Here is a 15,186-nt window from a genome sequence, read left to right on the forward strand (position 1 = left end):
GTGATTGAAGATTTACTACCATATTATGAAAAGCAGTTACAGGAGTTTAGCCAGCAATCACGAGAGTTTGCTACTAAATATCCTAAAATTGCGCAACGCTTATCTTTAAATCAAGAACATATTGATGATCCACATATTGAACGGCTGATACAGGCATTTTCGCTGATTTCCGCACGTATTGATAAAAAGCTGAATGACAGTTATGAAATCTTTACACGCTCAATTTTTGAGGTGATGTTTCCACAATATCTAAAAACTTTTCCTGCCTGTTCACTCGTCAGCTTCGAAGATAGCAATAAGACAAAGAACTTAAAAGAAGACTATATAATTCCGAAAAATACAGTCTTAAAGGCGCGCAGTATTCGTGGTGTCCAGTGTGAATACCGTACCGTGAATGATGTCACTTTATTACCAATTCAGTTGAAAGAAGTGAGCTTTAAAACGCATCCTTCTGCCTATATTTATTTGAATCGTAATGCCACACTTATTATAAAATTTGAAATATTTAATCAGCAACTTGAACTATTAGCCCGACAAAAATTGTCTTTATATCTGGATGCGATTTCTAATTTTCCCTTACAGGTTCTCGATACGATTTTTAAGTCTGACACCCATTTTTCTTTAAAATATCAGAATCACGAAGTTGATATTGCTCGTCCATTTGAAGTGATGGGTTTTACTGAGGAGGAAAGTATTCTTCCGATTGATCAACATACACATCAAGCTTATCGTCTGTTGACTGAATATTTCTGTTTTCCAGAAAAATTTAATTTTTTAAATCTCAATTTAAATTTTTTAAAATCTGTGATGGAAGATATTACAGATTTCGAATTGCAGATTCATTTTAAGGTAGACCTGAATGATCAAGCGGTCATCCGAAATTATGCAGAGTTAAATAGTGCAAACTTCAAGCTGTTTAGCACACCAATCGTCAATTTGTTTGAAAAACAGGCTGAACCTCAAAAAATTGATCATCAACAACTCGAATATCCTTTAATCAGTGATGCTCATCATCCTGAATATTTTCAGGTTTACGGCATTACTGAGATGAATCTCTTAAGAGAAAAGAGTGACAAGAATCAACTGATTTATAAAGTATTGCCATTTTTTGCCATGAGTCATTCTCATCAGGAGAACCAACAGTTTTTCTATCAGCTTTTACCAGCAGCGAATAAAAATAACAGTATTGATTTTAAATACTCGATTATTTCCAAGAATTTAAAACCGGGAACGACGACTTCTGATTTTATTAGTGTACGTTTACTATGTACTAATAGGGATCTGCCTTATCAAAGTTATCATCAGGATCAAAACAGTTTATCTCTCAATGAAAATCATCTGGTACGGAAAGGTAAATTATTAAAACGGCCGAACTTACCTTATCGTTTTCAGCAAAAACAGCTAGAACAATGGCGAATCATTTCTCATCTGTCTTTGAATAATTTGTCTCTGATGAAAGGGGATTCAGTTAGTCATATGAAAGAGCTGTTTGAGCTTTATAACTTACCACAAACGAAAGAAAATCAGCACATTATTAATTCAATTCAGGCGATTGAGTTTTCCTTGGGACAAAAGCTGATTGATCATCATCCATTTCCACTGTTTGTTCGAGGGGTTAAAGTCGAGATCCAGCTAGATACCCAAGTTTTTCGGGGTACAAGTATTTATATTTTTGCCCAGATTCTAAATCATATTTTTAATTTAAAAGTTCAGATGAATAGTTATGTGGAGATGACTGTGCTGGACTCAGAATCAAAACAGGAGTTATACCAATGCGTGCAGAACGTTGGTGGCAAGAGACTTCTGTAATTGATCAGCTCTATCAGCGACCGACTGCATTTGAACTGGTTCAGGCAACGCGGTTACTACGACATGATCCTCAGCAGCAAAATCAACAAAAATGGAATAATACTTTTTATTTCTTAAGTTCATTGAATTTGAATTTTCCAGTATCTGAAATTGAATCACTTCAGCTCGACGATGAACGGGTACAAATCACTAATCTGATGGTGGGGCTGACAGGGATTCAAGGGGTATTACCTTATACCTACACCCATAAAGTCAGACATGCAGCACGCCAACAGCATGAACAAAGTCTGCATTTTTTAGGGCTGTTTAATAATAAACTCACTGTGCAATATATAGATGCCTGCCTGAACTACAACCTGCCTGTGCGGTATGAAATTGAACAGGATAATCACTACTTAAAAATTTTACATGCCTTGAATGGTTATGTGGAAGGGCAACAAGACCAACAATACATAGATGATTATTTTGCTGAATTTGCAGGCTTGATGCAGGGACAAAATAATAGTGAATATGCTTTGAAAACCATTCTGTCCTGTATTTTTCAATTTGATTTTGAAATCAAGCAGCTGATGCCAGAGCAATTCCATTTAGATGATCAGCAGAAAAGTTCTTTGAGTGAAGCTCGACCAGTTGTACTCGGCATAAATAGCTTTTGTGGTGAAAATATTACTCAAATAGATGAAAAAATTGAAATTATAATTGGTCCTTTACGCCGGAAGGATTATCTAAATTTCTTAGCCCAAGGGAAATACAGCCTTAAATTACAAAAAATTATCAATACTTGGTGCAGTCCGACTATGCAAGTCGATATTCGACTGATTCTGGATAAACAAGATCTTTTATCTATAGAGCTTGGTAAAGACAGTTCAATGACATTGGGTCAAGGGGCCTTCATCCTGCCTAAACAGGATGAACATAATAATGAAACGTGTTATTGCTTAAAGGGGAGCATGGCATGATCAAATTTATCATTTCTGCTTTTCTGGTCCTTACTATTTTAATTGGCACTTTAGTGATCTATTACTGGCGAGATAGCCACTATGATCCATCCCAAATGGATCTGATCTGGTCTTTTATCTTGTTACCAATTTCACTTTGTCTACTAATTCTAAGCCCTTATTTTATTTATAAAACTATTCAATATTTCCGCAACAAAAAACTGCAGCAACAAAAAGATCAGGAATTATTTATTTTAATACAGCAAAAAGAAAAACAAGCTGTGAATTTAGCTAAGCAAACAGCCCAGCATTACACTTTGAACATTTTATCCAGCGCTGCTTGGCATTGTTTTGGAGAAAATGAAGAAATCATACAGTTTATACAGCAGTTTAGAAGCCCTGATCTGGATTTCCAACTGAGCAATAATTATGGCTTGCCACTTTTATCTTATCGTATTACAGCACTCGATCAGTGTCTGAAAAAAACTCAAAATGATGATGAAGATCAATCTTTAATTTTGACTACACGTGAACGGCGAATACAGCAGTTAATTTGGCAGCAACTACAACAGCATGAACATAGCTTGCAAGGGATTTCCCAGCAGTTAAAACGTTCTGCACTTTTTTATGAGAGTGACTTTGCCTACCAATACCGTATGCATCGCGGATGGGATCCAGAAAATCTTCCTGAAAATGTCGAAGAGGAAGAGGAGATTACTCAGAAAGAGATAGAAACTGTAGTACGTTTAAATCGTCTCAATGTTTATATCTTATTAGCAGAAAATCTGATTCACACTTGGGATGATCAGGTTTTTCAAACTCAACTTTTACAGCAGTTAGAAGATGATTACTCATTCCGGGCAGATCATCTGCATATTGAATTCTATTATTTCAGCCAACCAAAGGCTTATGCTTCTTATATTGAACTTTTACAAGAGATCGCGCAGCAGCCTGAACAAGCAAACCTAATTATTATGGTGGATTCTGAAATCGATCAGGACTGGCTAGATGAACAACTTTGGCAAAATGAACAATATATTGCTTCAGAATATGCAGCCAGTTGGTGCTTAACTGCTGAACAAGTCGTTCTTGAGGTAGTTCCTGTATTACAAAAAATAAAAATAAGTACTCAGATCAAAGAGTTAAAAAATTATTTAACTGAGCAGCATTTAGATTTAGCTGGCCAGATCGAAAAAGAACAGGCCTTTGTATTGCTCTTAGATGAAACAAAAAAATCCAAACACCTTCATCAATTACAGCAAACTTTTATTCCGTTTGGAGTTCATCCAGAATTTTTTATTTATATTCAATCTTTTATAGGAAATACGCAATGTTTAGGACATATTTTTGGGATGATGCTAGTGACACAAATGCGGGACAATATCATAACGATAACCTATAGCTTGGAACAAGAAAACATATATATTTGTTGTGAAAATAAAGATTTAGAAAAAATTGAAGCAACAGCTTTAGTCGCATAAATAACTAAAAATATAGAATAATTAGAGATTATAGTGAATACATTAATTTATACGATCCTAGGTTATGTCTGGCAATATGTCACTCATCCTAAAGTGATCATGGCCCTATCTTTCTTAGTTGTTCTGATTTCAATGAAGAATACGGTATCTGATCGGATCTTCTGGAGTCTGGCAGCTATTTATATTGCTGTTCTGGTTGGCTGGGGAATTTATGAGCTGATTCAACGTTATCGCCATGGCAAAAAGGGTAAGGCGCTAGCTGAGGCCATGTCTAAAAATGCTGAAGCAGAAAATAAATATAAAAATAAGGAAGAACTGCAACTGATTAATCAGCAAATGAAGCAGTCAATCCAACTTCTCCGAAAATCTAAATTGGGGGATCGTAAAGGCAATGCAGCCCTTTATGAATTGCCTTGGTATATGGTCATTGGCAATCCGGCAGCAGGAAAAAGTTCAGCGATTTATCATTCTGGATTAAATTTCCCGTTTGAAGAAACCCATCGTAAAACGGTGTCTGCTGGTTTAAGTGGTACACGAAACTGTGACTGGTTTCTCTCTACAGACGGTGTTTTACTGGATACAGCCGGACGTTATTCAGTATATAGCGAAGATCATTCCGAATGGCTAGGTTTTCTCAATATTCTAAAAAAGAGTCGTTCCAAAACACCAATTAATGGGCTAATTGTCATTGTCAGTATTGCTGAGCTGGTGAGCCAGAGCCCAGATAAATCAATTCAACTAGCAAAAAAATTGCGTGCCCGGATTCAGGACTTGACTGAACGTTTAGAAGTTGTGACACCCGTGTATCTGATCTTTTCTAAAATGGATCTGATTGCTGGCTTTACTGAATTTTTTGATTGTTATAGCGAGCATGAGTTCAATCAGACCTGGGGTGCTACCTTAGCCTACGATCCTCAGTCCAGTGAGAATGCGGTTCAGCTCTTTGAAAAGCATTATAATATTTTATATGACGGTCTAAAAAATGTCAGTCATACCCATTTGTCTCGTCGTCATTCTCAATATATTTCACCAAGTGTGATGACTTTTCCGCTTGAGTTTAAAAGTTTAAAACCGGTATTAAGAACCTTTATTTCAGCCCTATTTCAGGAAAATCCTTACCAGTTTAAACCAGTATTTCGTGGCTTTTACTTTACTAGTGCCCTGCAGGAAGGAACCATTGAAAGCCCAAAAACCGAACAGATTGCTGAAGATTTTCACCTGATTCGAAGTGAAGATGCTGAATTTGGTCTACCTACACGATCGATATCTCAAGATCATGGATATTTTCTAAAAAATCTGTTTTCAGAAGTGATTTTAAAAGATAAAAATCTGGTTAAACAACAGATTAACCCGCTGCGTAAACGTCAGCGTTTTATCGGGTTTATAGGCACTCTGCTGACAGTTGCGATTGTACTCAGTTTATGGATCTGGTCATATCGTAATAACCAGCAACTAATGAGCGAAATCCAGAATGATTTAAATAAAGTTGTGCAGCTGCAACAGCAATCTGGTCATGAACTCTCGACCCAATTGGATGCTTTATTGATTTTGCAAGATCATTTACAACAATTGGATCAATATGAACAGCAGCTTCCATTCAAATACAGTTTTGGACTCTATCAAGGTGATCAAATTCGGGAACAGCTCGAAACTGAATATTTAAAAGGAATAGAGCTGTTGGTATTGCAACCCACACAACAAAATATTGCTCAATACTTACAACAGCTCAAATTAAATGAAGCTCATCTGAAAGCCAATTATATCAATGTACCTGTACAGCAGAATGTTCAAGTGCAACAAGTGATATCAGAACCGTCTGAGCAGAATCCGCAAGATGCTTATAATGCCTTGAAAACTTACTTGATGCTGAGTAATCGGCAGTATATCGAGGCGGGACATCTGAGTGATCAGGTCACCCGTTTCTGGCGTTCCTGGTTGGACACTCATCGTGGTGAGATGCCTCGTGCCGAGATGATTCAGAAAGCTGAAGAGCTATTAAGTTATGTCATGACCTTAACCAATCGCCAGCATTTCCCTCAATTAGATTCTGATGCGGTGTTGGTCGAGCAAAGCCGTCAGATTTTAACCGCGATTACAACAGGCGTTTCGGCACGAGATCGCGTCTATAACGAGATAAAAATGCGTGCTTCTGTGCGTTACCCCATTTTGACATTGAAACAGATCCTAGAACAAGATACTCAATCCACGATGTTAGGTAGTTATGCCATACCCGGTTTTTTTAGCTATCAAGCCTGGAACGAGTATGTACAACCTGCGATTGAAAAGGCGGCACAAAATCCGACCGAGAGTAAAGACTGGGTACTGAATGTCTCAAAATCTGATGATCTCAGTTTTAGTGGCAGTCCGGAACAAATCCGTAAACAGCTCACAGAGATGTATAAAAAAGAATATATTGCCGAATGGCGTAAGTTCCTGAATGGTATTCATTATGCTAAAGCAGCAGACATGAACCAGCAAATCCGCCAAATGGATATTCTGGGAGAAATAGAACATTCTCCAATCCGAATCTTATTGCAACGTGTTGCCAAAGAAACCAGTTGGGATAATCCAATGGTTCAAGCGGAATTAGCGACGCCACAAAAAGGTTTCATGGCCTGGTTTAAACGAAAAATTTTAAGACATGATGAGAAAAATCTGGCACAAAATGCAGATGCTCATTTGTCTCAAGGCATAATTGCCCAAGATTTTCAGGTGCTATACCAAATTGTCCGCCAGCGAGATGATCTGAAAAACAAATCATTACTGGATGAATATCTTGCGTTACTGGGCAAGATGCGTAGCCAGTTCAATGACCTGAAAAGTTCTGGTGATATTGGTCCAGCAAGTATGGCTATACTACGACAAACGATTCATGAGCAGAATTCTACCTTTAATTTAAGCCAGAAATTTGTCACTGAAAAAATGTCGGCAGGAAGCCAGGAACTCGATCAGCAAATCCTGCAAAAGATTTTAGTCGCACCACTGACACAGGCCTTTTCGAGTCTGATTCCACCAGCACAGGCTGAAATCAATAAGTTATGGCAGATTCACGCTTATCGGCCATTTAGCAGTAGTCTTGCACATAAATACCCTTTTAGCAGCCAAGCCAGTCTGCAAGCAACGACGGCCGAGATTAACCAGATTTTTGCTGAAAATGGCAGTATTGCCCGCTTTGTAAAAGAATATCTGGATCCTTTAGTAATTCGTCGTGGCTATCAGCTGACTTCTAAAACCTGGCAGGATTTAGGTGTCGGTTTGAATCCTGCTTTTGTGTCAAATTTTCAAAATTATGTTGCACCTGTACATGGGGTCGCTACAGGTGAATTAAACCAAAGTTCGAATAGAGCAACCTCTTCAAATCAGTCAAATTTCCAGTTCTATCCTTTGGAAAATCCGAATGTATTGTCCTATAGCATTGAGATTGATGGACAGCGTATGCATTTTGAAAACGGCATTCAACAATGGGTGAATTTTATCTGGCCAAATCCCGGAACAATTCCAGGTGCACGGATTAGCGTAGTCGATCTTGAAGGGAAGACCCATACCATTTTTGATGAGCCAGGTGAATATGGGATTAATCGGTTAATTGATTCAGCGCAGCGGCAGCAAAAAGGGAATATTTTTGAAATGGTTTGGCAGAGCAAAGCGCAGCCGAACCTAGCAGTAAAAGTTAATTTCCGTCTGGTCAGTGGAGATACTTCTAGTTCGATTGCAGGAGGTGCGGGGTATCACAATTTACAGCTGGTTGATCAGGTCATGTCAAACAAGGCGGTTCGAGTGGTTGCTGCACAGTCGGCAACTAACAATGGTCAGTTAACGTCATCTTTAACGATGGCGACTAGCCAGCAAAAGTTAGAGGCAACTGCACCATGATGTGGATCAATTTATGGGAGCAGAATTTTGAGGTGAGTGGCGATGTATAAACTATCGACCCAGCCTTTATATTATGGAAAATGCCCAGCTCATGGTGACTTCTTAAAATCCCAAGGCCAGCATGGGCTGATTCAATCTATAGACCGTTGGATCAGTAAAGCGCTTGAATATGCGATGCAGTCTAACAATTTCAAGCAGTATTATATCAAATTGCCATCTTTAGATTTTTTCCTAGTCAATCTTCAGGTAGGTCAGTTTTTGGTGGCAAACCTGATCAGCAGTGAAGATTATTCAGGCCGTCATTTTCCAATGGTTTTAGGACAAGTTATTGAAACGGATCAGCCTCATGAAAACCTGATGTATTTACATTACCGGTTTAAACCGATGCTGATCGAGCTTTATCAGCGTAATCTGGTGATACGCTCGATTCAGAGTCCAGATATTTTATTGGATAAATTAAGTAAATTATCAGATCAAAGTTCGGTATATAGTGCTGAAGATGTTCAGCATTTTTATGATACGCAGACATTGAATTCGCTGGCTAGGCTCATGGGGGGTACAGTATATGAACTGGTACAAACACTGATTGCACTCGGATTATTACTGCAACCCATTATTCAGCAGGGTACAGACCGGTTAAATAAAATTCTGATTTTACCTATTCATAACGTGCCCTATTGCTATGAAATCGCTGCATTCTGGATCAATCTGATTAGCCTGTTTATACAGAAACAGTCTAGTCATTTATTTATTGGATTGTTGCATGCAGATCAACCGGTTTTATTATGTGGCTTCCAAGGTACTGATAGTATAGCTTTAGGCGATATCTTTAATCAAAATATGCAGAGTCAGCATTGGGTGTCCTTGGTGCATGCGGCTTGGATTGATCCTTATCTAGAACAAAATGCAGGACTAGCAGTGTTAGAACAAATACTGAATCAACAACGGATGAGCCTGACTAATATTATTCAAATTTTTAAACAAACATTTATTGAAGAATAAGATGAAAAAAAAGAACTATATTGACCCAATAAAAATACTAATAAGTGTCTTAGGGCTAAGTACAAGCTTTATGATTTTTGCTCAACCGATTGTGATTGAAGGGGTAGTGCCAAATGAGAAAATAAAGACTGAGATTTTGGCTAAAGCTTATAGCATTTATGGACAGCAAAATGTGGTGGATCAGATTCAGGTTCGCCAGGTTACAACACCGAGTGACTGGATAAATACAGTAACGAAAGTGATTAATGATGATCTTAAAAAGGTGAAACAGGGCAATTTAACGGTAAAAGGAACAGAGATTAAGCTGACAGGAAAATTGTCCAACTCTGAAGATTTACAAACAACTCAAGTTAAATTTCAAAGTTTGATACCAGTAAATTTTCGCTTAAATACCCAGTTTTCACTGAATCAGACAGAACAGCAGATTATTGATGCTGTATTAAAAAATCGTATTATTGAATTTGAATCTGGTAGTGCAATTTTAGCGGCATCAGGGGTGCAGATTTTAGATGAAATGGCAGTTGTATTGAAACGTGTGCGTGGAAAAAAGGTCAAGATTTTAGGGCATACAGACAGTTCTGGAGATGCTGATAAAAATATCATCTTGAGTCAGCAACGTGCAGATGCGGTTAAAACTTATCTAATTCATAAGAATATTCCGGCTGAATCTTTAAGCACTGAAGGCCTTGGTTCGAATAAACCAGTTGCTGATAACACAACTTCCGAAGGGCGTAAAAAAAATCGTAGAATTGAGTTTGAGGTGCTTTAATAAGGAGAGTGAGTAGTCAAAAAATTTAAAAATATGAACGGATTTTTAGAATAAGCCAAAAAGTTATGCTTAAAGAAGAAACAATATGGAGTTTTAAAATTTAGAAATGAACTCAAGGTTAGAAAACGCATCATAAATAAGCATTATTGAAATTTAAGTTTGAAAAGCCTGCACTTTTTTGAGGTTTTATAGTCTAATTAATTGATTTTCAGCCTCAGACTTTATTTTCTATTTTAGGGCAACATGTATTTATTGGTGCAAAATTTAATCTCTATTTTTATTCGAAGTAGATAATCATAATGAAATTCAGTGGTTTAAAATTATAAATTAAAAGTGGCACAGTATTTGAATAGCTTCTCTCAAATTTTCTAAAAAAGCCTAACTAGGGTTGGAGAGAAGTAAATGAAAGTCGAACAAAAAAAGTTTTCTAAAAATTTAATTGTTGCTGCGATGTTGGGGACACTGACTTTAACAGGTTGTTCGAAGTCGCCTGAAGATAAAACGGCCGCTACCTCTGAGCCGAAAGCAGCTGCAACTAGTGGGGAAACGATTAAAGTTGGTATTTTGCATTCTTTATCTGGCACGATGGCCATTTCTGAAACTTCACTAAAAGATACAGCAATAATGGCGATTAATGAAATCAATGCAAATGGGGGTGTCTTAGGTAAAAAGCTTGAACCGGTTATCGTTGATCCAGCATCTGACTGGCCACTATTTGCTGAAAAAGCACGTCAGCTCATCACTCAGGATAAAGTTGCTGTTATCTTTGGTTGCTGGACTTCAGTATCGCGTAAATCGGTATTGCCAGTGGTTGAAGAGTTAAACGGCTTACTGTTCTATCCAGTCCAATACGAAGGTCAGGAACAGTCTAAAAATATTTTCTACACTGGTGCTGCGCCTAACCAGCAAGCAATTCCAGCTGTTGAGTATTTGATGAGTGAAGAAGGTGGTAAAGCAGAACGCTTTGTCTTACTAGGTACCGACTATGTTTACCCACGTACCACCAACAAAATTCTTCGTGCTTTCCTGAAATCTAAAGGCGTTGCTGATGCTGACATCATGGAAGAGTACACACCATTTGGTCATAGTAACTATCAAACCATTGTGGGCAATGTGAAAAAATTTGCTGCAGGTAAAAAGACTGCGGTGATCTCAACCATCAACGGCGATTCAAACGTACCGTTCTATCGTGAATTGGGTAACCAGGGCATTAAAGCTTCTGATATTCCGGTTATGGCATTCTCTGTAGGTGAAGAAGAGCTTCGCGGTATTGATACCAAGCCATTGGTCGGTCATTTAGCGGCATGGAACTACTTCATGTCCGTGAAAAATCCTAAAAATACCGAATTCAGCGGTAAGATGAAACAGTATGCAGTGGAATACAAACTGCCTAATGCAGATAAGTTTGTAACCAATGACCCGATGGAAGCGACTTATGTCGGTATCAATATGTGGAAACAGGCGGTAGAAAAAGCCGCTTCTACTGAGGTAGATAAAGTTCGTGAAGCAATGGCAGGTCAGACCTTTGATGCACCATCTGGTTATCAGTTACAAATGGATGCTAACAACCATCATTTACATAAACCGGTGATGATTGGTCAGATTCGTGGCGATGGTCAGTTTGATGTGGTTTATAAGACACCGAAAACCATCGCTGCTGAGCCATGGAGCCCATACATTCCTAAATAATTTCCTCCGAAGCCTGCTGCTTCGGCAGTAGGCCTTTCTTGTTTTTCATTTCCCGGACGGGATAGCGTTAAATATATAAATAGGGAGGGCACTCATGTCCACTCGCCTAAATCTCGCGGCCATTTTTTTAATTTTGAGTCAGTGTTTATGTCTCAATATGGTGCATGCGGAAACTCAATCTAGCGAAACAACCGTATCACAATCATCTCAACAGTCACTTGATGCCATTCAGCAGTTTGTTCGTGGGGACTTTGCCACTCGTCGTGCTTTATTAAATCAGTGGCCAGCCAGTGTTGAACAACTTGATCAGCTGGCAGAATTTGTTGAAAAAGATCAGCTTTATACTGACAGTGCAGGCAATACTTATATTCTGGAAGCAGAAGACAAATTGGTCAGCTATCCGGATAAAAAAGCCGTTGAAACCTGGCCATCTGATGTAACGCAAATTACGTTGGTAAATACCTTACATAAAGCACTGACCTTCGGTTTAGCAAAAAAGAAATTAAATTCAGACGAAGCCTCTCAGCGACTTGAGGCGATTGATATTCTGGAAAGTAACTTGTCTGAACTTGATGCTCAAGCTATCAATCAGATGTATTTAAATGAAAAAAATAATACGGTTAAAGCACGATTTGCCCAGTTAAAAGCACGTCTGGATTATCAGTCCGAAGATGTACTGACCAAAATAGAAGCGGCAAAAGTTTTAAAAGACTCCAATAGACCAGATGTTCTTGCACTGGTTGAAAATGAACTGGCTCAGCCAAATCTGCATCCCGATTTAAAAGCAGCGCTGGTCGATGCCAGAAGCAGTATCAAAACTCGAATTCAGGCCAGTGAATGGGCTGGACATGTATTTTCCGGTTTAAGTACTGCCAGTATTTTATTGCTTGCGGCTTTAGGATTAGCCATTACATATGGCTTGCTCGGTGTCATTAATATGGCGCATGGCGAGCTGATCATGATCGGGGCGTATACCACTTATGTAGTGCAAAGCTTCTTTAAATCCCATTTTAGTGGTTGGGTAGATTGGTACCTGATTGCAGCGATTCCTGCGGCATTTATTGTCAGTGCAGCGATTGGCATGCTGATCGAACGTACCGTGATTCGTCCTTTATATGGCCGTCAACTGGAAACCTTATTGGCAACCTTTGGCGTGAGCCTGATCCTGATGCAAGTGGTGCGGATGATCTTTGGTGCACAAAATGTCGAAGTGTCCAATATTTCATGGCTTTCAGGCGGGATCTCGATTACTCCAAGCCTGATGCTACCTTATAACCGTATCGCAATTATTGTCTTTACTATTGCTGTCTTACTGTTGCTGGTTTATCTACTCAATAAAACCCGTTTTGGTTTATTTGTCCGTGCCGTAACGCAAAATCGTCAAATGGCTCGTGCTGTCGGTATACGATCCAGCCGAATTGACATGATGGCATTTGGTCTAGGTTCAGGTCTTGCCGGTCTTGCCGGTTGTGCCTTGGCGCAAGTGGGTAATGTGGGGCCAGATTTGGGCCAGAACTATATTATTGATGCTTTCCTTGTGGTTGTTGTCGGTGGGGTTGGTCAAGTATGGGGTGCAGTTCTTGCCGCTTTGGGACTAGGTGTCAGTGGTACCATACTAGAAATTGGTATGGGTGCAGTATTGGCGAAAATTATTCTCTTGGTTCTTGTGATTTTGTTTATTCAGAAACGTCCACAAGGTTTGTTTGCCATTAAAGGACGCTTTGTGGAGTAAGCCTATGAAAATCACATCATTACTTTCAGATAAACCTTATAGCACACTCGCAATTGCGATCTGTTTTGTTATTTTACTGGCCTTGCCATGGCTGCATTTATTGCCAGCAGATTCGAGCCTGCATCTGTCTGCTTATTGGGTCACTTTGATCGGCAAGATCATGTGCTTGGCATTGGTGGCTTTAGCACTTGATCTGGTCTGGGGCTATGCCGGTATTTTAAGTTTAGGTCATGGCCTGTACTTTGCCTTGGGTGGTTATGCCTTTGGGATGTATCTAATGCGTCAATCAGCAGGTGATGGTTTGCCTGACTTTATGCGTTTTCTGAGCTGGACTGAGTTACCCTGGTTTTGGGTGGGGACTAATCATTTCTGGTGGGCCATGATACTTGTGGTTCTGATACCAGGACTGATTGCTTTTATTTTCGGCTTCTTCGCTTTCCGCTCCAAAATCAAAGGCGTTTACTTTTCGATTATTACTCAGGCGATGACCTTTGCGGCAGCGCTTTTATTCTTCCGTAATGAAACAGGCTTTGGCGGGAATAACGGATTTACCGGTTTCAAAACTATTTTAGGCATGGACATTACCTCAGCACCGATGCGTGCCAGCCTATGTTTTATCACGGCTCTGGTGTTATTGCTGTGCTTTGTTGGTCTACGCCATTTAATGAATAAACCTTATGGTCGTGTGCTTGGCGCAATTCGTGATAGTGAAAATCGTCTGCAATATTTGGGTTACCGCACCTTATGGTACAAGCTTTCAGCCTGGGTATTATCTGCTGTGATTGCAGGTATCGCTGGTGCACTGTATGTACCACAAGCCGGGATTATTAACCCAAGCGAAATGAATCCAGTGAACTCGATTGAAATGGCAGTCTGGGTAGCGGCTGGTGGTCGAGGTACCTTGATTGGGCCGATTCTGGGTGCAGGCTTAATTAATGCAGTAAAAACTTATTTTACTGTCGCTTATCCGGAAGCATGGTTACTAATTCTGGGGGCATTATTTATTGTGGTCACCATCTTCCTGCCTAAAGGTTTGATTGGTTTATTCGACCGTTTTAAAAAGGAGCGTAGCGAATGAGTGAAATTTTACAACCTCATGGCGGCCATGCTTCTGAAGGCTATGGCCGACCAAAAGAGCAAGGGCCAGATTTTAGCCATGGGATCGCACTTTATCTGGAAAAAGTCAGTGTCTGGTTCGATGCTTTCCGTGCCTTAAATGATTTATCGCTGTATATCGAAGAAGGTGAATTGCGCTGCATCATTGGGCCAAACGGCGCGGGTAAAACTACGTTGATGGATGTCATTACTGGGAAAACCCGTCCTACTGAAGGTTCTGCATTTTTTGGCCAGACCTATAATCTGGCGAAAATGAGTACTGAAGAAATTGCCGAAGCTGGCATCGGGCGTAAATTCCAGAAACCGACAGTGTTTGAAAATTTTACCGTGATGGAAAATCTACTATTAGCTGCACCTAAAGATAAACGGGTGAAAAAAAGCTTTTTCAGCAAGCTCGATCCGGATGCACAAAATGCCTTGGATGAATCCTTACAGCAGATCCGCTTGCAGGAATTTATTCACAAACCTGCAGGGCTTTTATCTCACGGCCAGAAACAATGGTTGGAAATTGGCATGCTGCTGATGCAACGTCCAAAACTGATTTTACTGGATGAACCAGTGGCAGGGATGACTGATGCTGAAACTGAACGGACTGCTGAACTGTGTCTGGAACTGAAAAAGAATCATACCCTGGTAGTCGTCGAACACGATATGAGCTTCATCGATACTATTAGTGAGAAAGTCACGGTGCTGGCACAAGGGGCGATTCTGGCTGAAGGTACATTGGCAGAAGTACAGGCCAATGAAGAGATTATTGAAAAGTATCTTGGACGTTAA

At 39.5% G+C, this 15,186-nt stretch carries 10 protein-coding genes; all 10 read left to right on the forward strand.

Annotated elements, in window-relative coordinates:
* The 10 genes from tssF to urtD all read left to right on the forward strand — a co-directional run bounded on the left by tssF (position 1) and on the right by urtD (position 15,186).
* On the forward strand, positions 1-1,809 hold the full coding sequence (gene tssF / locus ACWM1W_RS07230) for a type VI secretion system baseplate subunit TssF (protein ID WP_375725416.1): 1,809 nt from the start codon (positions 1-3) through the stop codon (positions 1,807-1,809).
* Positions 1,773-2,768, forward strand: a complete 996-nt coding sequence (gene tssG / locus ACWM1W_RS07235) for a type VI secretion system baseplate subunit TssG (RefSeq protein WP_375725417.1) — start codon at positions 1,773-1,775, stop codon at positions 2,766-2,768. The genes tssF and tssG overlap by 37 nt, the downstream gene beginning before the upstream one ends.
* The gene (locus ACWM1W_RS07240) at positions 2,765-4,228 is read left to right on the forward strand and encodes a hypothetical protein (RefSeq protein ID WP_375725418.1); all 1,464 of its coding nucleotides are present in this window, start codon (positions 2,765-2,767) and stop codon (positions 4,226-4,228) included. Before tssG ends, ACWM1W_RS07240 begins: the two co-directional genes overlap by 4 nt.
* A 33-nt stretch (positions 4,229-4,261) precedes the next feature.
* The gene (gene tssM / locus ACWM1W_RS07245; RefSeq protein WP_375725419.1) at positions 4,262-8,101 is read left to right on the forward strand and encodes a type VI secretion system membrane subunit TssM; all 3,840 of its coding nucleotides are present in this window, start codon (positions 4,262-4,264) and stop codon (positions 8,099-8,101) included.
* A 42-nt stretch (positions 8,102-8,143) separates the two neighbouring features.
* Positions 8,144-9,103: a type VI secretion system-associated protein TagF gene (gene tagF, locus ACWM1W_RS07250; protein ID WP_375725420.1), complete on the forward strand. Its 960-nt coding sequence runs from the start codon at positions 8,144-8,146 to the stop codon at positions 9,101-9,103.
* A 1-nt stretch (position 9,104) separates the two neighbouring features.
* A complete protein-coding gene (locus tag ACWM1W_RS07255) occupies positions 9,105-9,872 on the forward strand; it encodes an OmpA family protein (protein WP_375725421.1) in 768 nt (255 codons plus the stop codon).
* A 450-nt stretch (positions 9,873-10,322) separates the two neighbouring features.
* Positions 10,323-11,561, forward strand: a complete 1,239-nt coding sequence (urtA, locus tag ACWM1W_RS07260) for an urea ABC transporter substrate-binding protein (RefSeq protein ID WP_375725508.1) — start codon at positions 10,323-10,325, stop codon at positions 11,559-11,561.
* Positions 11,562-11,655: 94 nt separating this feature from the next.
* Positions 11,656-13,293 (forward strand): urea ABC transporter permease subunit UrtB, encoded by a 1,638-nt coding sequence (gene urtB / locus ACWM1W_RS07265; protein ID WP_375725422.1) that lies wholly within the window; start codon positions 11,656-11,658, stop codon positions 13,291-13,293.
* 4 nt (positions 13,294-13,297) lie between these two features.
* Positions 13,298-14,371, forward strand: coding sequence for an urea ABC transporter permease subunit UrtC (gene urtC / locus ACWM1W_RS07270; protein ID WP_004785875.1), 1,074 nt, complete (start codon positions 13,298-13,300; stop codon positions 14,369-14,371).
* Positions 14,368-15,186, forward strand: a complete 819-nt coding sequence (urtD, locus tag ACWM1W_RS07275; protein ID WP_375725423.1) for an urea ABC transporter ATP-binding protein UrtD — start codon at positions 14,368-14,370, stop codon at positions 15,184-15,186. Before urtC ends, urtD begins: the two co-directional genes overlap by 4 nt.

Source organism: Acinetobacter sp. TW_SC_4, from assembly GCF_054861205.1.